Source organism: Amycolatopsis vastitatis (assembly GCF_002234595.1).
Classification (GTDB): domain Bacteria; phylum Actinomycetota; class Actinomycetes; order Mycobacteriales; family Pseudonocardiaceae; genus Amycolatopsis; species Amycolatopsis vastitatis.
The window spans coordinates 396113-414393 of record NZ_NMUL01000005.1; the positions used below are offsets into that span (position 1 = coordinate 396113).

The 18281-nt window shown below is 72.0% G+C and carries 18 protein-coding genes; 17 read left to right on the plus strand and 1 reads right to left on the minus strand.

The genetic code is table 11. From position 1 onward, the window contains the following. The first annotated feature begins 27 nt into the window (after positions 1 to 27). The 12 genes from CF165_RS05530 to folK all read left to right on the plus strand — a co-directional run bounded on the left by CF165_RS05530 (position 28) and on the right by folK (position 11117). Complete coding sequence (locus tag CF165_RS05530; RefSeq protein ID WP_093946290.1) at positions 28 to 1038, plus strand: zinc-dependent metalloprotease; 1011 nt, start codon at positions 28 to 30, stop codon at positions 1036 to 1038. After that, positions 1035 to 1994: a tRNA lysidine(34) synthetase TilS gene (tilS, locus tag CF165_RS05535; protein WP_093946291.1), complete on the plus strand. Its 960-nt coding sequence runs from the start codon at positions 1035 to 1037 to the stop codon at positions 1992 to 1994. Before CF165_RS05530 ends, tilS begins: the two co-directional genes overlap by 4 nt. A gap of 3 nt (positions 1995 to 1997) precedes the next feature. Continuing rightward, positions 1998 to 2549 carry a hypoxanthine phosphoribosyltransferase gene (hpt, locus tag CF165_RS05540; protein ID WP_093946292.1) on the plus strand — a complete coding sequence of 184 codons (552 nt, stop codon included), beginning with the start codon at positions 1998 to 2000 and terminating at the stop codon, positions 2547 to 2549. Positions 2550 to 2690: 141 nt separating this feature from the next. After that, the gene (locus CF165_RS05545) at positions 2691 to 3056 is read left to right on the plus strand and encodes a hypothetical protein (RefSeq protein WP_093946293.1); all 366 of its coding nucleotides are present in this window, start codon (positions 2691 to 2693) and stop codon (positions 3054 to 3056) included. A gap of 22 nt (positions 3057 to 3078) precedes the next feature. Then, entirely contained in the window at positions 3079 to 4488 is a 1410-nt protein-coding gene (locus CF165_RS05550; RefSeq protein ID WP_093946294.1) for a hypothetical protein, read from the plus strand. A gap of 55 nt (positions 4489 to 4543) precedes the next feature. Continuing rightward, the gene (locus CF165_RS05555; RefSeq protein WP_093946295.1) at positions 4544 to 5329 is read left to right on the plus strand and encodes an ESX secretion-associated protein EspG; all 786 of its coding nucleotides are present in this window, start codon (positions 4544 to 4546) and stop codon (positions 5327 to 5329) included. A 106-nt stretch (positions 5330 to 5435) separates the two neighbouring features. Beyond that, on the plus strand, positions 5436 to 6275 hold the full coding sequence (locus CF165_RS05560) for an ESX secretion-associated protein EspG (RefSeq protein WP_093946296.1): 840 nt from the start codon (positions 5436 to 5438) through the stop codon (positions 6273 to 6275). A 186-nt stretch (positions 6276 to 6461) separates the two neighbouring features. After that, on the plus strand, positions 6462 to 8861 hold the full coding sequence (gene ftsH, locus CF165_RS05565; RefSeq protein WP_093946297.1) for an ATP-dependent zinc metalloprotease FtsH: 2400 nt from the start codon (positions 6462 to 6464) through the stop codon (positions 8859 to 8861). Continuing rightward, entirely contained in the window at positions 8839 to 9444 is a 606-nt protein-coding gene (gene folE / locus CF165_RS05570; protein ID WP_167441360.1) for a GTP cyclohydrolase I FolE, read from the plus strand. Before ftsH ends, folE begins: the two co-directional genes overlap by 23 nt. A 35-nt stretch (positions 9445 to 9479) precedes the next feature. Then, a complete protein-coding gene (gene folP / locus CF165_RS05575) occupies positions 9480 to 10277 on the plus strand; it encodes a dihydropteroate synthase (RefSeq protein ID WP_093946299.1) in 798 nt (265 codons plus the stop codon). Next, complete coding sequence (gene folB / locus CF165_RS05580) at positions 10270 to 10629, plus strand: dihydroneopterin aldolase (RefSeq protein ID WP_093946300.1); 360 nt, start codon at positions 10270 to 10272, stop codon at positions 10627 to 10629. Before folP ends, folB begins: the two co-directional genes overlap by 8 nt. Continuing rightward, positions 10626 to 11117: a 2-amino-4-hydroxy-6-hydroxymethyldihydropteridine diphosphokinase gene (gene folK, locus CF165_RS05585; protein ID WP_093946301.1), complete on the plus strand. Its 492-nt coding sequence runs from the start codon at positions 10626 to 10628 to the stop codon at positions 11115 to 11117. Before folB ends, folK begins: the two co-directional genes overlap by 4 nt. 67 nt (positions 11118 to 11184) lie before the next feature. Here the strand turns inward: folK and CF165_RS05590 are convergent, their stop codons facing one another. Next, entirely contained in the window at positions 11185 to 12120 is a 936-nt protein-coding gene (locus CF165_RS05590) for a helix-turn-helix domain-containing protein (protein WP_093946302.1), read from the minus strand. 118 nt (positions 12121 to 12238) lie between these two features. Between CF165_RS05590 and CF165_RS05595 the strand changes: the two genes are divergently transcribed. The 5 genes from CF165_RS05595 to panC all read left to right on the plus strand — a co-directional run bounded on the left by CF165_RS05595 (position 12239) and on the right by panC (position 18272). Further along, positions 12239 to 12700, plus strand: coding sequence for a DUF3180 domain-containing protein (locus tag CF165_RS05595; protein ID WP_093946303.1), 462 nt, complete (start codon positions 12239 to 12241; stop codon positions 12698 to 12700). Positions 12701 to 12769: 69 nt separating this feature from the next. After that, positions 12770 to 15052 carry a DUF6779 domain-containing protein gene (locus tag CF165_RS05600; RefSeq protein ID WP_093946304.1) on the plus strand — a complete coding sequence of 761 codons (2283 nt, stop codon included), beginning with the start codon at positions 12770 to 12772 and terminating at the stop codon, positions 15050 to 15052. 164 nt (positions 15053 to 15216) lie between these two features. Next, positions 15217 to 16320: a PrsW family intramembrane metalloprotease gene (locus CF165_RS05605; RefSeq protein ID WP_093946305.1), complete on the plus strand. Its 1104-nt coding sequence runs from the start codon at positions 15217 to 15219 to the stop codon at positions 16318 to 16320. A gap of 90 nt (positions 16321 to 16410) precedes the next feature. Continuing rightward, positions 16411 to 17370: a Rossmann-like and DUF2520 domain-containing protein gene (locus CF165_RS05610; RefSeq protein WP_439098492.1), complete on the plus strand. Its 960-nt coding sequence runs from the start codon at positions 16411 to 16413 to the stop codon at positions 17368 to 17370. Then, a complete protein-coding gene (panC, locus tag CF165_RS05615; RefSeq protein ID WP_093946307.1) occupies positions 17367 to 18272 on the plus strand; it encodes a pantoate--beta-alanine ligase in 906 nt (301 codons plus the stop codon). The genes CF165_RS05610 and panC overlap by 4 nt, the downstream gene beginning before the upstream one ends. Positions 18273 to 18281: the final 9 nt, after the last annotated feature.

The following is an 18281-nucleotide window of genomic DNA, read 5'->3' on the forward strand; positions in this document are numbered from 1 at the left end:
GTGAGTCAGGAAACGCAGACCCGCTCCATGGTCGACTGGGCGATCGCCGCGCAGACCGGCGCGTTGCTGGTGCGCGGTGGTCCGCAAGTCCCGCGCGAAGCGGCCGAAGCGGCCGTCACCGACCTGCGCGAGCTGACCGTCGAGGCCGAGGGGCACGTGCGGCAGCTGACGAACCTGGGCCTCGACCTGCCGCTGCTGCCCGGTGAAGTCGTCGACCGGCCCGGCTGGGTGCGCTCCGCCGCGGCCGGCCTGGACGCGCTGACCGGGCGGGCGCTGCCGCAGCAGGGCGGGCCGCTGGGGCCGATCCTGGCCGGCGGCGCCGGGGTGCAGACCGGGCTGGTGCTCGCGTTCCTCGCCAGCCGCGTGCTGGGCCAGTACGACCCGTTCGGCGGCCCCGACAAGGAAGGCCGCCTGCTGCTGGTCGCGCCGAACGTCGTCGCCGCCGAGCAGGCGATGGACGTGCCCGGCCACGACTTCCGGCTCTGGGTCTGCCTGCACGAGTGCACCCACCGGCTGCAGTTCACCGCGGTCCGGTGGCTGCGCGACTACTTCGCCGACGAGGTCGAGCGGCTGGTCTCCGGCCTCGCGGGCGGAGGCACCGACAGCCTGGCCGACCTGGTCGGCAGACTGCCCGAAGCGATCAAGCAGGGGCCGAAGCTGAACCTCGCCGAGCTGCTCCAGTCGCCGAAGGAACGCGCGGTGTTCGACCGGCTGCTGGCGCTTTCGACGCTCCTGGAAGGGCACGCCGACTACGTGATGGACGCTGTCGGGCCGCAGGTCGTGCCGAGCGTCGACAAGATCCGCGCGCGGTTCACCGCCCGGCGCAAGGGCGGCGGCGTCTTCGACCGGCTGCTGCGCGCGCTGCTCGGCGTCGACGCGAAGATCCGTCAGTACGAAGAAGGCGCGAAGTTCACGAAGCATGTCGTGGACGCCGTCGGCATGGACGGCTTCAACGCCGTCTGGCGGTCGCCGAACACCCTGCCGTCGCGCGCCGAGATCTCCGATCCGGCGGCGTGGGTCCGGCGCCTGCACGGATGACCGGGCAGGCGGTCGCGGCCGTCCGCCGGGCCGTCCGCGCCTTCCTGGAGTCCGTCGACGCACCGCCGGAGCTGTGCGTCGCGGTCTCCGGCGGCGCCGACTCCCTCGCGCTGGCCGAGGCCACCGCGTACGTCGGGCACCGCCGCGGGCACGTCGTCCGCGCCCTGGTCGTCGACCACGGGCTGCAGGACGGCTCGGCGAAGATCGCGCGTGACGCCGCCGCCGCGGCGAAGGCCCTCGGCGCCGACGAAGCCGAGGTGCGCCAGGCCGAGGTGACCGGCCCGGGCGGCCCGGAAGCCGCCGCGCGCAAGGCCCGGTACCGGGCGCTGGCCGGCCACGACCTCGTCCTGCTCGGGCACACCCTCGACGACCAGGCCGAAACCGTCCTGCTCGGGCTCGGCCGCGGCTCCGGCCCGCGCAGCGTCGCCGGCATGCGGCCGCACGACCCGCCGTGGGGCCGTCCGCTGCTCGCCGTCCCGCGCGCCACCACCCGGGCGGCCTGTGCCGAGCTCGGCGTCGAACCGTGGGACGACCCGCACAACGCCGAGCCGCGCTTCACGCGCGTCCGGTTGCGCACCGAAGTGCTGCCGTTGCTGGAAGACGTCCTCAACGGCGGGGTGGCGGCCGCGCTCGCCCGCACGGCCGCGCAGCTGCGCGAGGACAACGAGGCATTGGACACAGTGGCGGAGGAGATCTTCACCCGGGCGGGCGGCCCCGATGGGCTGGATGTGGCCATCCTCGCGGCGGAGCCGCCGGCGGTCCGGCGGCGGGTTCTCCGCAGGTGGCTGCTGGCATCGGAGGTGCGCGAACTCACTGACGCGCACCTCCGCGCGGTCGACGCGCTCGTCGCCCGGTGGCGTGGACAGGGCGGCGTCTGGCTGCCGGGCAACTTGGAAGCGCGCCGGGCGCATGGCAGGCTCTGCGTCATCTCCCAACCCACCACCCGAGGGGAATGACCCGTGTACGAGGGCGAAATCGCCTCCGTGCTCGTCACCGAGCAGCAGATCAAGGACAAGATCGCGGAGTTGGCGGAGCAGATCGCCGCCGACTATCCGCCCAACGGGCAGGGCGAACTCCTGCTGGTGGGTGTCCTGAAGGGCGCGGTCATGTTCATGACCGACTTCGCCCGCGCGCTGCCGCTGCCGACGCAGCTGGAATTCATGGCCGTCTCTTCGTACGGATCGGCGACCTCGTCGTCCGGCGTCGTGCGGATCCTCAAGGACCTCGACCGCGACATCGCGGGCCGGGACGTCCTGATCGTCGAGGACATCGTCGACTCCGGCCTGACGCTGTCGTGGCTGCTGAAGAACCTCGCGAGCCGCAACCCCGCGTCGCTCGAGGTCGTTTCGCTGCTGCGCAAGCCGGAAGCGGTGAAGGTGGACGTGCCGGTCAAGTACATCGGCTTCGACATCCCCAACGAGTTCGTCGTCGGCTACGGCCTCGACTACGCCGAGCGGTACCGGGACCTGCCCTACATCGGCACCCTCGATCCGCGGGTCTACACGTCTTGACCCGACCGTTCGGCGCAACTACCGGATTTGCGGAACCCCGGCTTCGCCGATTGCGTCATAGGCTCTGATCACGTGCGTTAACCTATGCGAAGACCAGTCGTGCCCGCGGTGAACCGGGTCGGGGGAACGGGAGAGAGTCAGATGGGGAACAGCAGCGCCGCCGACGCGAACGCCTTCAAGGCCGCGGCCGCGGCGGGTCAGGTCGGGATCGACCCCGACGCCGCGCAGGCCGTGCTGAACAAGATCCGCACCGGCAAGGACGCGGTCGAGGCCCTGCTCGCCGGCGCGGGCACCCTGGCCCAGCCGCCGAAGCTCGGTGACAACCCGGTCGGCAACGCGATGGCGGCGAAGTTCGTCCAGCGCGCGGACGGCGGGAACGACTCCTACGCCGCCGCGCTGCAGAACCTGCTCGACCAGTACTCCGCCGCCGAGGAGGGCATCGTCACGGCGATGTCCCGGTACCACGAGATCGACCAGGCGGCCGCCGACCCGTTCCGCAACGCCTGAGTCCAGAGGGGAACTCGTAGTCATGGCTCCGAACCACAGCGACCAGCCGTCGACCGGCAACCCGGGCTCGGTCGTCCAGCTCGGCGACAACTCGGCGTCGCAGAACATCGTCGCCGACGCCCGCGGCCGTTCCGACGGCTTCGACATGGGCAGCGACCGCGCGATCGCCAACCCGCCGAACTGGAACGCGCAGGCGAGCCAGCAGCTGTACAACGGCGCGGTCAACAACAACGACCCCGGCACGGCCGAGGCGACCGGGCACGCCTGGGCGCACCACGGCAGCGAGCTGAAGCAGGCGTCCGACCACCTGTACAACGCGATCGCCGAGCTGGGCAACGCGTGGGTCGGCCAGGGTGCCGCGGGCGCGCAGGGCTCGCTGGTGGCCATCGCCAACTCCGGTTCGCAGGCGTCCGAGGCCGCGCACACGATGTCCGACCGGCTCGCCCGGCAGGCCGCGGCGGCCGCCGAGGTCAAGAAGATGCCCGCCCCGAAGGACTACGACCCGAAGCAGGCCATGGCCGCGGCGCTGGCCGGCGGCCCGGCAGCGCTGATCGCCGACCAGAAGGCTCAGGCGGACGCGGCCAACGACGTCAAGGCGCAGCAGGTCGCGTTCTTCAACGCCTACACCAAGGCGATGAGCGAGGTCGACAGCTCGACCCCGAGCTTCGGCCCGGAGTCGCTCGGCATGCAGCCGACCGCTTCGCACAACTCCGTTTCGTTCTCCTCGATCGGCTCCGTCGGCAGCGCGGGCCAGGTGCAGAGCCTGCCCGGCGGCGCGGGTGGCGCGGTCTTCGCTTCCGGCGGCACGGGCTTCGGCGGCCAGGGCGGCGCGTTCGGCGCGCAGCACGCGGCGGTCGGCCCGAACGCGGCTCACGGCACCGCGGGCTTCGGGCACGAGGCCGCCGCCGCGCTCGGCAGCGACGCGCCGGGCGGCACGGCCGCGGGCACCGGTACCGGCGTCGGTACCGGCACCGGCACCGGCCAGGTCGCCCCGGGCGGGGCGCAGTCCGGCGGCGGCAACCCGCTCGGCAAGGTGGGCATGGGCCTCGGCATCGGCGGCCTCGCCGGTGGTCTCGGCGCGCTGGCGTCGCGGGCGCTGGGCTCCGGCAGCAAGTCCGGCGCGAAGGCCGAGAACGACACGACTCTCGCGTCGGCCGAAGGCCAGGGGCAGAGCGCCGCGTCGGCTCAGGCGCCGCAGCAGGGTGTCGTCTCGCCGGCGGGCACCATCGGCGGGCAGACCCCGCCGCCGATGAGCCCGGGCATGGGCGGCATGGGCGGCATGGCCCCGCACGGCGCCCACGCGGAGCAGGACGAGGAGCACACGCACGCGTCCTTCCTCATCGAGGCGGACCCGGACGAGGCCTTCGGCGCGAACCAGGCGACCCCGCCGCCGGTCATCGGCGCGTGGTCCGAGGACGACGAAGACCGCTGACCCGCAGCCGGGCGCGCACCGCGCGCCCGGCTCGTCCTTCACTGGGGGTGGCTCGATGCCGACCGCTGAGCTGCTCACCCCGGTCGAGGTGGACTTCCTGTGGGAGTCCGCCGGGCTGGGCGAGCTGCCGTACCCGCTGCGCGTCCGCTCACACGGCGAGACCGTCGACGAACGGTCGATGCTGCGCCGCCGGGTCCTGGAAGACCTGGCCGCGCGCGGGCTCGCCGACGGCCGCGGCCGTCCCGAGCCGCACCTCGAGGACTACTTCGGCGTGCTGGCGAGCCCCGAACTGAGCCTGGACGCCGTCCAGCTGATCGCCCCGGACGCCGAACCGCTGCTCGCCATCGCCGGCGTGCTGGGCGGCCAGGGGCTGCTGGCCGTGCAGGACACCCGCGGCCTGCACCTGCAGCCGTGTCCGGTGGACGGGCTCGCGAGCGCGATCGTCTCGCTGCTTCCGGGAGCTCCGCGCGGCAGTGAGAAGTCGGTCACAGTGCCGCTGGAGCAGCTGGTCGGCCCGCACGGCGTCGACTTCCTGCAGCGCCGCGGCAACGGCGACGAGCGTGCTTCGGCCGACGAGGACCGCAAGGCGCTGGCCAGGCTGCACGCCCAGCCGCGGCTGCGTGGTGGCCAGATCGGCGCCAACGCCCGCAACCGGGTGGGCGGGCGGACGCGCACGCCGGTGCTGAGCTGGTTCGACACGGAGACCGGCCGCTACTTCACCCAGGCCAGCCGCGGCCGCGACGGCCGGGACTGGATCACCGTCGCCCCCGCCGACGCGGCCACGCTGCGTCACCGCCTCGGCGAGATGCTGGCGGGAGCCGCGCAGACCAGCACCGTGTGACCTTTGGCAGGATCGAGGCTCCGGCTTCTCCGAGTGTGCTCAGGCGACCGTCCCGTTTTGTCGGTGGTGCGGGCTACGCTGAGCAAGAGTCCGATCCGGGAGAGTAGTGATGCAAGAGTTCTTCTCGCCACTGGCGTTCGACTTCCTATGGGAGTCGGCGCAGGTCGGGGAGCTGCCCTATCCGCTGATCGTCCGGTCGCACGGCGCGACCGAGAACGAGCGCGTCTCGCTGCGCCACCGCGCCGACGTCGAGCTGAAGGCCCGTGGCATCCGGGAGCCGCGCGGCAGGCTCGCGCCGCCGATCGAGGATGCCCTGAACCTGCTGGCCTTCGCCCCGCTGACCATCGACGCACTGCACATCCCGCAGTTCGAGGCGCCCACCGTGGGTGTGCTGGCGGCGGCCGACGACACCAAGGGCGTGCTCGCGATCCAGGACGCCGACGGCATCTGGCTGCGGGACGTCCCGCCGGACGCCCTGGTGTCCTCGGTCATCGGGGTGCTGCCCGCCGGGCCCCGCGGCAGCGAGGCGTCGGTCACACTTCCGCTGGACGACGCCCTGCGCACGGCACCGATCCGGGTGCCCGTGCCGCTGCCGGCGGCGGGTGAGGAAGAAGACAAACGGCGGGGCAAGGCGCGCCGGACACCGCTGAGCGAGCGCGTCACGGCCGATCCGCGCGAGGCCTACGGCCGCATCGCCGGCCAGCCGCGGCTGCGCGGCGGTCAGCTGGCAGCGAACAGCCGTTCGCAGGTCGGGGCCAAGCAACGGTCCCGCGTGCTGGCCTGGTTCGACACCGCCACCGGGCGCTACCTGAGCCTCTCCCGCGCAGGTACGGACGGCCGCGAGTGGGTCACGGTCGCCCCCGCCGACGCGGCGACGTTGCGGACCCGGCTGGGCGAGATGGTGAGCAGTGTGTCCGATGGCACGCGTCAAGTTGACCGGCGATGACACCGGCCGGGAACCCGGGGGCGGTATCGCCCGTTGACCTGCGAGAGGCTCACAGGGGATGAACGCGGCAGCGGACGGTACCCTGATGGGCAGGTGTCCAGGCACCAGTGGTTGTCAAGATCGTGATGGCGGGTATCACAGGAGCCGCCCAACCAGGGAGGGTCGAGGCCACCAGGGCCGAGTCGTATGAACCGGAAGAGCGTGCTCAGGAACCCACTGCTGTGGATCGTCGCGGGGTTGCTGGCGTTGTTCGCGTACAACACGATCTTCGACAGTGATCGTGGGTACACCCAGGCACCCATCTCGGTGGCGAACTCCCAGATCTCCTCGAACAACGTCAAGGAAGCCAGCCTCGAGGACAAGGAACAGCAGCTCAAGCTGCTGCTGTCCAAGCCCATCGACGTGGACGGCCAGCAGGTCACCCAGATCATTTCGCAGTACCCCTCGGACGCCACCCGCCCGATCTACGACTCGTTGATCGCGGCGAAGACCGGTGGCCAGCCGATCAAGTTCACCACCAAGGTGACCCAGCAGGGCGTGCTGACGCAGATCCTCATCTTCGCCATCCCGCTCGCCCTCGTCCTGGGCCTGCTGATGTGGATGATGAACAACGCGCAGGGCGGCGGCAACCGCGTCCTCAACTTCGGCAAGTCCAAGGCCAAGCAGCTGAACAAGGACATGCCCAAGACGACCTTCGGGGACGTCGCGGGCGCCGACGAGGCCGTCGAAGAGCTGTACGAGATCAAGGACTTCCTGCAGAACCCGGCGCGATATCAGGCGCTCGGCGCGAAGATCCCGAAGGGCGTGCTGCTCTACGGGCCGCCGGGTACCGGCAAGACGCTGCTCGCGCGGGCCGTCGCCGGCGAGGCGGGCGTGCCGTTCTACACGATCTCCGGCTCGGACTTCGTCGAGATGTTCGTCGGTGTCGGTGCCTCGCGTGTGCGTGACCTGTTCGAACAGGCCAAGCAGAACGCGCCGTGCATCATCTTCGTCGACGAGATCGACGCGGTCGGCCGCCAGCGCGGCGCCGGCCTCGGCGGCGGGCACGACGAGCGCGAGCAGACGCTGAACCAGCTGCTCGTCGAGATGGACGGCTTCGACGCCCGCGGCGGCATCATCCTGATCGCGGCGACGAACCGGCCCGACATCCTCGACCCGGCGCTGCTGCGCCCCGGCCGGTTCGACCGGCAGATCCCGGTGTCCGCGCCCGACCTGCGCGGCCGTAAGGCGATCCTCGAGGTGCACGCCAAGGGCAAGCCGATCGCCCAGGGCACGGACCTGACCAGCCTGGCCAAGCGGACCGTCGGCATGTCCGGCGCCGACCTGGCGAACGTGCTCAACGAGGCCGCGCTGCTCACCGCCCGCCAGAACGGGCACGTGATCACCGACGTGGCGCTGGAGGAGTCGGTCGACCGCGTTGTCGGCGGCCCGGCGCGCAAGAGCCGGATCATCTCCGAGAAGGAGAAGAAGATCACGGCCTACCACGAAGGTGGGCACGCGCTCGCCGCGTGGGCGATGCCGGACATCGAACCGGTCTACAAGCTGACGATCCTGCCGCGCGGCCGCACGGGCGGGCACGCGCTGCTCGTCCCCGAGGACGACAAGGACCTGATGACCCGTTCCGAGATGATCGGGCGGCTGGTCTTCGCGATGGGTGGCCGCACGGCGGAGGAGCTCGTCTTCCACGAGCCCACCACCGGCGCGTCGTCGGACATCGAGCAGGCGACGAAGATCGCCCGCGCGATGGTCACCGAGTACGGCATGAGCGCCCGCCTCGGCGCGGTCAAGTACGGCCAGGAACAGGGCGACCCGTTCCTCGGCCGGTCGGCCGGACGGCAGGCGGACTACTCGCTCGAGGTGGCGCACGAGATCGACGAGGAGGTGCGCAAGCTCATCGAGACGGCGCACACCGAGGCGTGGCACGTGCTCAACACCTACCGCGACGTGCTCGACGAGCTGGTCATCGAGCTCCTGGAGAAGGAGACGCTGACCCGCAAGGACCTGGAGCGGATCTTCGCGACGGTCGAGAAGCGCCCGCACATCACCGTGTTCAACGAGTTCGGTGAGCGGACGCCGTCGGACAAGCCGCCGATCAAGACCCCGGGCGAGCTGGCGATGGAGCGCGGCGAGCCGTGGCCGCCGCCGGAGAAGGAGAAGCCGGTCCTGAAGCCGGAACCGACCCCGGTCGGCACGGCCCAGGGCGCGGGCGACCTGCCGGGCGGTCCGCCGTACCCGTCGCCGTCTCCGGTCGACCCGAACGCGAACCCGTACGCCCCGCCGGGTGCCTACCCGAACGGCGGCCGTCCCTACGGCGGCCCGAACGGTGGTCCCAACGGCACGGCGCACTGGCCGCAGAACTACGGCGGCCAGCAGCCGGGCGGCCCGGCGGGCCAGAGCGGCCCGCCGAACTACGGTGCCCCTCCGGGCTGGACGCCCGCGACTTCGCCGGGCGGTCAGCCGGGCCAGTCGTGGCGGCCCGGTGGTGACGAACGCCCTCGTGAGCACGGCTGGTTCGCCGACCAAGCCGGCAACCAGCAGAGCGAGGGGGAGCGTCGTGACGTGGATGGACCAGACAAGCCCCAGTGACGCCGACCGCCCGGTCTTCGATTTCGACCGGGCGGAGAAGGCGATCCGCGAGCTCCTCCTGGCGTGTGGCGAAAACCCGGAGCGGGACGGTCTCAAGGAGACCCCCGCCCGGGTGGCCCGCGCGTACCGCGAGATGTTCGCGGGCCTGTACACCGAGCCCGACACGGTGCTGGACCGGACGTTCGACGAGGCTCACGAAGAGCTGGTGCTGGTCACGGACATCCCGATGTTCAGCGTGTGTGAACACCACCTGGTGCCTTTCCACGGCGTCGCACACGTCGGGTACATCCCGAACGCCGCCGGGAAGGTCACCGGGCTCTCGAAGCTCGCTCGCCTGGTCGACCTCTACGCCAAGCGCCCTCAGGTCCAGGAACGCCTGACCTCCCAGGTCGCCGACGCCATGGTCCGCAAGCTCGAGCCGCGCGGTGTCATCGTCGTGATCGAGGCCGAGCATCTCTGCATGGCCATGCGCGGCATCCGGAAGCCCGGCGCCCGCACCACCACCTCGGCCGTCCGCGGGCAGCTCAAGAACTCGCCGTCGTCGCGGGCGGAGGCGCTCGATCTCATCAAGGCGCGCCGGTGAGCATCGGGCTTCCCACGCCCGGCCGGTGCGTTGTCATGGGCGTGCTGAACGTGACGCCGGATTCCTTTTCGGACGGTGGCCGCTACCTCGGGCTCGACCAGGCGCTGGAGCACGCCCGCGCGATGTGGGCACGCGGTGCCGACCTGATCGACGTCGGTGGTGAGTCGACGCGGCCCGGGGCGTCCCGGGTGGACGCGGACACCGAACTGCAGCGTGTCCTGCCGGTGATCAAGACCCTTGCCGCCGAAGGGGTCGCGTTGTCGGTCGACACCACGCGTGCGGCCGTCGCCGCCGCGGCGCTCGAAGCCGGGGCGCACGTCGTCAACGACGTCTCGGGTGGTCTCGCCGACCCGGACATGGCGCGGGTCGCCGCCGACGCCGGGGTGCCGTGGGTGCTGATGCACTGGCGGGGGCACAGCAAGGACATGCAGGCGCTCGCGAAGTACGAGGACGTGGTGGCTGACGTCCGCGCCGAGCTGCTGTCCAGAGTGGACGAAGCGATCGCGGCGGGCGTGGCCGAGAGCGCGATCGTGCTGGACCCGGGGCTCGGCTTCGCGAAGAACGCCGAGCACGACTGGGCTTTGCTTCGCGGCCTGGATTCGTTGCTTTCGCTGGGTTTCCCGGTGCTCGTCGGCGCTTCGCGCAAACGGTTCCTCGGCCACCTTCTGTCCGAAAAGGACGGTACGCCGCGGCCGCCGGACGGCCGTGAGGACGCCACCGCCGCGATCTCCGCGCTCGCCGCCGCCGCCGGGGCGTGGGGCGTGCGGGTGCACGAGGTCGGGGCTTCGCTGGACGCGGTCGCGGTGGCCGCCGCCTGGAGGACGGATGGCTGACCGGATCACGCTGACCGGCCTGCGCGTGTTCGGCCGCCACGGCGTGTTCGAGCACGAGAAGCGGGACGGCCAGGAGTTCGTCGTCGACGTCACGGTGTGGCTCGACCTCGGGCCGGCCGCCGCGTCGGACGACCTGACCAAGACCCTGCACTACGGCGAGCTGGCCGAGCTGGCGGCCGGGATCGTCGCGGGCGAGCCGTACGACCTCATCGAGAGTGTCGCGGGCAAGATCGCCGACGAGGTCATGCGCGACGAACGCCTGAGCGCGGTCGAGGTGACGGTGCACAAGCCGTCGGCGCCGATCCCGCTGACCTTCGACGACGTCGCGGTGACCGTGCGGCGGGACCGATGAGCCGGGCGGTGCTTTCGCTCGGCTCCAACCTGGGCGACCGGCTCGGGTTCCTGAAGCTGGCCCTGGACGCCGTGCGGCCCGCGCTGGTCGCCGTGTCGAGCGTGTACGAGACCAGGGCCTGGGGTGTCGAGGACCAGCCGGACTTCCTCAACGCCGTGTGCGTCGTCGACGATCCGGCGCGGGACCACTGGGCGTGGCTGCGCACCGGCCAGGCCGCCGAACAGGCCGCCGGGCGGGTTCGCGAGCTGCGCTGGGGCCCGCGAACCCTGGACGTCGACGTGGTCACGGTGGACGGCGTGACGTCGGAAGACCCGGAGCTGCTGCTGCCGCACCCGGGGACGCCGGAGCGCGCCAGCGTGCTGGTGCCGTGGGCGGAGATCGAGCCGGACGCGGTGCTGCCGGGCCACGGCCCGATCGCCACGCTGCTCGCCGCGCGGCCGGCGGACGAGATCGCCACCGTCCGGCGTACCGAGCTCACGCTGAGCTGACAAAAGTCAACCCCTGGTCGCTCGCCGATCGCCGAGTTGCTGTCCCAACTCGGCGACAGGCAAGTCCTCAGCCGCGCAGGGCCGCGATCATGAAACCGACGGCGGGCTGCGTCGTCGGGACCGGCGGCCAGCCGTTGATGGTCGCCAGCAGCTGCCAGTAGCGCTCGGAACGCGGGTCGCCGCCCGAGGCGAAGCGATCGGCCAGTTCGCGGCGGAACTCCGGGGAGGCCGCGTCCTGGTCCGGCCGTGCCGACGCCGCCGCGATCTCCGCCGCAAGCGTTTGCCCCGTCGGTGACGTCGGGTTTTCTCCGGAGTCCAGAGCCTCTTGGGCGCGGGCGATCCACGCCGTCCAGTTCTCCCGCCAGGCCTCCGCCGGCTGCTGGAACTCGCCGTCCTCGATCTGCTGCGCCTGCGTCTCGCTCATGCCGCGGATCAGGGCCCGGAAGTCCGGGTCCTGGATCAGTTCGGCGAATTCGATCCAGGCTTCGAGCTGCTCGGGCGACGGGTCGTCGGGCAGCTCCGGCTTGCACGAGCGCATCCGGCGGTAGAACTCCTGGTCCACGTCGAGCCCCGCGACCATCTCGTCCCAGAACTCGTCGACCAGCCGCTTGCGCTCCTCGTCGGACATCGACGCGAGACGGTTCATCAGCTTCACTTCCTCCAGCTCGGAATCACGTTTGGCCACCGCGCGCAGCACCGCCCGGCGCAGCCGCAGCCGCCGGATCTGCTCGTCGAGCGCCTCGACGTGCCGGGTCGCCAGCTCGCCGACGGTCGTCGACTGGCTCAGGGCGGCGGAGACGTCGGCGAGGCCGAGGCCCAGCTCGCGCAGCGTGCGGACCAGCTCCAGGCGGGCCATCGCCGCCGCGTCGTAGAGCCGGTAGCCGGCGTCGGTCCGCTCGGTCGGTGGCAGGAGGCCCTCGTCCGAGTAGAAGCGGATCGTCTTGACCGGCAGGCCGGTCCGCCGGGACAGCTCGCCGATGGTGAAGGTCGCGGTGGAGCCCACAAGACGCATGATGAACTCTCCAGTCGGTGGAGAGTCAACCGTACTTGAGGAAGCCCGGGTGGCGGAGCCCCCGGCCCGGGGCGGAGCCCGCAACGTTACTGCACGGTACGGTTGGGACATGCACTTCACCCGGCCTCGAGACCTGGTGGTGGCCGGGCTGCTCGGCCTGGTCCTCGGCTACCTGCTCTTCCTGGCCGCCTACGGCTCGCTGCCGCAGCTGCCGCTGCTCGCCGGCGTCACCTTCGCCGTCCTGGCGGTGATCGAGGCCGTCCTCGCGTTCTCCATCCGCTCGCGGATCAAGAGCGGCCGCGTCGTTGCCGCGATCGGGGTCGCCCGATCGGTCGCCCTCGCCAAGGCGTCGTCACTCGCCGGAGCGTTCATGGCGGGCGCCTGGCTGGCCGCGCTCGCCTATCTTTTTCCGCGACGTGACGAACTCGTCGCGGCGGTGCTCGACACCCGCGCCGCGGTGGTCGGCGTGGTGTCCGCCGCGGCCCTGGTAGCAGCGGGTTTGTGGCTCGAACACTGCTGCCGGACCCCCCGAGACCAAGACCGGGAGAGCGCCCGCGGGTCGACCGGTTAGCGCTGGAATCACACCGCTCGCTGGACCGAGCAGGTCTCGTTCGGATTACGAGCAGGTACGGTGTCAGTCATGACCGGCGTGGGTGACGACTCGCGCGGCCGCCTACTGGGCAGGCCGTGGCTTGTCGTCGGCTTTGTCCTCGCCATCGGAGCCACCCTCGCACTGGTGCTCAGCGACGATCTCCGCTATCTCCGGCTCGGGATCGTCGCCGCCCTCTGGGCCGCCCTGATCGGCGCATTCCTCGCCGTGAAGTACCGCAAGAGCGCGGCACAGAGCGAGGACGCGGTCGCCGAGGCGCAGGCTGTGTACGAGTTGGAGCTGGAACGCGAGATCGCGGCCCGGCGCGAGTACGAGCTGGAGATGGAGGCGGAGAAGACCAACGTGGCCGACTCCAAGGAACGCGAGGAACTGGCGGCGCTGCGCGCCGAAGTGTCCGCCCTGCGCGACAGCCTCCAATCACTGTTCGGCGGCGAAGTGCTGCTCGAACGCGTCGCGCTGACCGCGCAGGCGACCCGGATGCGCAAGCTGTCCGACGAGAACCGCATGATCCCCGACAACGCGCCGAAGAAGAAGCCCGCCCAGCTGATGGCCGGGAAGAAGCCGGTGGTCGAGGGCGGCGAACGGCCGACCGAGCTGATCGACCGCGTGCTCGACGAGCGTCGCCGCAAGGCGTCGAACGGGAAGGGCCTCGGCAAGGGCAAGGGCTTCGGCGGCAAGCCGGGCCCGAAGGCGCCGGCGAACGTCTCCGCGCAGAGCACCCAGCAGATCGCGCGGCCGAAGCCGCTGAGCGAGCGCCGTCCGCCGGTGCCGCCGGTCGACCCGGCGCTGAACGCCGCGCAGCGCGAGCTGAAGGCCGCCGAACTGCGCGCCGAAGCGGCCCGCCGCCAGGCCGAGTCACAACCCATGCGCCTGCCGAAGCCGGATGAAGTGGCCGCGTCACAGCCCGAGCGACGTCCGGAAGCCGCGGCCGAGCCGACGCGCCGTGACGTGCCCCGGCCCGTCGACCCCAGGACCGAGATCCGCCGCCCCACGGAGCCGAAGACCGAGATCCGCCGCCCGGAGCCCAATACGGAGATCCGCCGTCCCGAGCCGCCGCCCGCGCGCCGCGCGGAGATGTCGCGTTCGGACATTCCTCGTGTGGAGATGTCGCGTTCGGACATTCCGCGGGTCGAGATGTCGCGGCCCGACATCCCCCGCGTGGAGATGTCGCGTCCGGCGATCCGGCCGGCGGAGGTGTCGCGTTCGGACATTCCTCGCGTGGAGATGTCGCGGCCTGACATCCCTCGTGTGGAGATGTCGCGTCCGGACATTCCTCGTGTGGAGATGTCGCGTCCGGACATTCCCCGGGTCGAGATGTCGCGTCCGGACATTCCGCGCGTCGAGATGTCCCGGCCGGACATCCCCCGCGTCGGTGGCCAGCCGAACGGCGTGCGCCCGGATCCCCGCAAGGCGCCCGAGCCGCCCCGTCCGGCGCCGCCCCGTCCGGCGGCCAACGTGCCGCCGCCGAAGCCGTCGGAGATGTCGCGGTCGGACATCCGCCCGGTGAAGGACCTCAGCGCGGCCTTCCAGAACCGCGACGACTTCGCCGAGCGGCAGCGGCCGCACCGGCCGAAGCCGCCAATGCCGCCAATGCCGCAAGAACAGCAGGCCAAGCCGCCGATGCCGCGGGACGCCGCGGCGTCGCGCACCAACCTCCCGCCCGTCCCGGCGACGACGCCGGTGCCGAGCAACGGCTCGTCGCCGCGGCAGCAGTCGCGCACGAACCTGCCTCCGGTGGTGCCGCCGACCACGCCGGTCCCGGCCGCCGACGGCCGCCGTCCGTCGCGGCTGGAGCAGTTCTCGCGAGCCGACATGTCGCCTGCCCTGGAGGAGCCGGCGTCCCGGCACAGCGGTTCGCACCGCGCGCCCGTGGAAGCCGCCCAGGCCGAAGCGCCGCCGGTGAACCCGACGCTGCCGGAGTCGGTCCGCAACTTCCAGGGCCGGTCCGGTGGCCGTCGCCGCAAGCCGGACGACTCCCAGCAGATGCCCGCGGTGCCCGCGCCGGAGCCGGCGGGTGGCGGCCGCCGCCGTCGCCCGGAAGGCGAGCCGCCGGCCTGGGAAGGCATGGTCGCCGAACGGGCGTCCCTGTCCCGCCGCAACATGGCCCCGGTCGACCCGGCGGACATCGAGCAGAACGGCAACAACGGCAACAACGGCAACGGCAACGGGCACGGCGCGCACAACGGCCGTCGCGCCGCCGAGCCCGCTCCGGGCAGCGGTTCGCACGCCGCGGGACGTTCGGTGAGCGAGCTGCTGGCGGCGAACGGCGGCACCGGGGCCACGCCGCGCCGGCGCAGGCGCGCCGAGGACTGAACCGCTCCGGTGCCGACTCGACGTGTCGAACGCCACCTCGGGCGTGGCGAGGCGCGAGGTGGCGTTCCGGTCTTTGTCCGGTCTGCGTAGGGTGACCGGCTGTGAGCGGAACCCTCTCGCCCGCGACGGGACTGGATCGCGGACGGCGGCCTCGCCGGATCACCGTGCTGCTGCCGGTGCTCGGGCTGATCGTGGTGGCCCTGTGCGGCCTGTTCCTGTTCGGTCTCGCCACGGCGCGGGTCGGCCCGCTCGCCGTCACGATCGGCGTGCTGGCCGCGCTCGTGCCGGTCGCCGGCGTGGTGGCCGGGTTCCTGTGGGTCGACCGCTGGGAGCCCGAGCCCGCGAAGTTCCTGCTGCTCGCCTTCGCCTGGGGCGCCTGCATCGCGACGATCACCGCGCTGCTCATCAACACCACCGCCGAAGCGGTCGGTGACGAGCTGCTCGGCACCGGCCACGGCAACACGCTCGCCGCGCTGGTGTCCGCCCCCGTCGTCGAGGAGGCCGCGAAGGCGCTGTTCGTGGTGCTCATCCTCTGGCGCCGCTCCAGCGAGTTCGACGGCGTCGTGGACGGCGTCGTCTACGCCGGGTTCAGCGCCGCGGGGTTCGCTTTCACCGAGAACATCTACTACTTCGGCCGCGCGTTCGCCGACTACGGCTTCGGCGACGGGCACAGCCAGGGCGTCATCACGGCGTTCTTCCTGCGTGGCGTGCTCGCGCCGTTCACGCACCCGCTGTTCGCGGTGCTCACCGGCATCGGGATCGGCATCGCCGCGCGGACGACGGCCAAGGCGTTGAAGGTCATCGCGCCGCTCGCCGGCTACCTGGCCGCGGTCAGCCTGCACGCGCTGTGGAACAGCGCCGCGCTGCTCGGCGGGTCGAAGTTCCTCACCGTGTACTTCCTGATCATGCTGCCGCTGTTCCTCGGCGTCGTCTACCTGGTCATCCTGCAGCGGAAGCGGGAGCAGCGGATCATCGCCACGGCGCTGCCGCACATGGCGGCGGCGCGCTGGATAGCGCCGTCGGAGGTCGACCTGCTGGCCAGCCTGCCGGGGCGCCGTGCCTGGCGCCGCCAGGCGAAACGGCAGTCGGGCAAGCAGGCCGCGAAGGCCGTGGCCGTCTACCAGGCCAGCGTGACGGAGCTCGCGTTCCTCGACCGGCACCAGCTCACCAGCGAGACCGACCGGCAGCGCCAGCAGGAGCTGCTGCGCACCTTGAAGGCCGCCCGGGCGGAGGCCACGCGCCTCGCCGACGAGGCCGCCCGAGGGTGACCCGGTCCGGGTGAAGCTGGTCACCCGGGCTCAACGCGGCGCGCTCGATCGAGTTAGTCTCGCGCCGTTCGTCCGGTACCCGGAGCGGGACTGGAACGAGAGCAGAGGGAGTCTGCGAACCATGAGCGTCCACAGGCGCACGCCATGATGAGGCCCGCCCGCCTCGCGGTCGGTGTCGTTTCCGCCGGCCGGGTGGGCAGCGTGCTCGGCGCCGCGCTGGCCCGGGCGGGGCACACGGTGGTCGCCGCGTCGGGCCTGTCCGGCGCGTCGCTGGCCCGCGCCGAACGCCTCCTCCCGGACGTGCCCCTCCTGCCGCCCGACGAGACCGTGAGCCGGGCCGATCTGGTGCTGCTCGCCCTCCCCGACGACGCGCTGGCCGGGATGGTCCGCGGGCTCGTCGCGACCGGGTCGGTCCGGGCCGGGCAGATCGTCGTGCACACCTCCGGCGCGCACGGCATCGACGTCCTGGCGCCGGTGGCCGAGGCGGGAGCGCTGCCGCTCGCGCTGCACCCCGTGATGACGTTCACCGGCCGCGAGGAGGACCTCGAGCGGCTGGCGGCGTGCAGCATCGGCGTCACGGCGGCCGCGGACGACGAGGCGGCCTGGCACGTCGGCGAAGCGCTCACCGTCGAGATGGGCGCGGAGCCGGTGCGGATCCCCGACTCCGCGCGAGCGCTCTACCACGCTGCGTTGACCCACGGCGCGAACCACCTGATGACGCTGGTCGCCGACTGCGCGGAAGCCTTGCGGGAGGCGGGAATCGAGCAGCCGGAGCGCCTGGTCGCGCCGCTGCTTTCGGCGGCGTTGGATAATGTTCTCCGGCACGGCGACCGCGCGCTGACCGGCCCGGTCGCCCGTGGCGATCTCGGCACCGTCCGCAAGCACCTCGCGGTACTGGCGGACCGGGCGCCGGACGTGGCGCCGGCCTACCGGGCGCTGGCCAAGCGCACGGTGGCGCGTTCGACGGCTGCCGGGCTGCTGGACACCGCGGCCGCCAAAGACCTCACCGAACTCCTCGACGATCCCGCCGAAGGGCATCCAGACCAGTGACCACACCGAAATTCAGCCGCGGCACCCTGAACACGTTCTCCTCGCCGGAGCAGGTGAGCCAGGTCAGCCGGGCCTTGCACGGCGTCGGCCGCAAGCTGGCGCTCGTGCCGACCATGGGCGCGCTGCACGCCGGCCACCGCGAACTGATCCGCCGCGCGAAGCGGCTGCCCAACAACGTCGTGGCCACCTCGATCTTCGTCAACCCGTTGCAGTTCGGCGCGGGTGAGGACTTCGAGGCCTACCCGCGGCCGCTGGAGAACGACCTCGCCGTGCTGAGCGAGGACGGCGTCGAAATCGCGTTCACACCGAGCGCCGACGCGCTCTACGCCGACGGCGCCGCGGTGACCGTGCACCCCGGCCCGCTCGGCGAGGAACTGGAGGGCGCTGTCCGGCCCGGCCACTTCGCCGGCGTGCTCACCGTCGTGGCGAAGCTGTTCAACCTGCTCCGCCCGGACTACGCCCTGTTCGGCGAAAAGGACTACCAGCAACTGGTCCTGATCAAGCGGATGGTGCGGGACCTGAACATCGACACGCACGTCATCGGCGTGCCGACCGTGCGGGAGCGGGACGGGCTGGCGCTGTCGTCCCGCAACGTCTACCTGACGCCTGAACAGCGCGAAGACGCCATCGTCCTGTCGGCCGCCCTCACCGCGGGGGCGTTCGTCGGCCGGGACGGTGCGGACGCGGTCCTGGAGACCGCGTGGAAGACCCTCGCGGCGCGTCCCGCGGTCGAGGTGGATTACCTGGAGTTGAGGGGAACCGACCTCGGGCCCGCGCCCGTCGATGGTGAAGCACGACTGTTGATCGCGGCCCGGGTGGGGAGTACCCGGCTGATCGACAACGTTCCGGTGTTGCTCGGCGCTGCCGTCGAACACCCGGAGCGGCTGGACGCAGGGGAATAGGAGTCCACG